The 237-nt window shown below is 58.6% G+C and carries 1 protein-coding gene; it reads right to left on the bottom strand.

Annotated elements, in window-relative coordinates; genetic code table 11:
- Positions 1 to 202: hypothetical protein (locus tag Q4528_RS16010; protein ID WP_303522748.1), on the bottom strand; the 202-nt coding region annotated here is incomplete at its 3' end.
- Positions 203 to 237: the final 35 nt, after the last annotated feature.

The raw sequence follows: 237 nt of genomic DNA, 5'->3' as shown, positions 1-237 counted from the left end.
CTTCGACCCGGGGCGGAGTGTCAACCAGAAGGTTGTTGTCCGCGTCCAGGACGGCGCCGAAGTCCTGCAGTTCCGTTGTGGACGCACCAAAGGCCTTCTGTAGGGCCTTGATACTTTTGGCGTCACCTAGCTTCTGGAATCGCGCGAACGACTCCGCAAGACCGTCCACAGGCTTACCAGTGGCGGCTGCAGCGTCGGCCAAAATCGTCAGGTTCTGCTTAGTGAAAACCCCAAAGT

This window comes from Staphylococcus pasteuri (assembly GCF_030547725.1).
Classification (GTDB): Bacteria; Bacillota; Bacilli; order Staphylococcales; family Staphylococcaceae; genus Staphylococcus; species Staphylococcus pasteuri.
The sequence above is the reverse complement of the archived record's forward strand: the minus strand, read 5'-3'. Positions and strand labels throughout refer to the sequence as shown.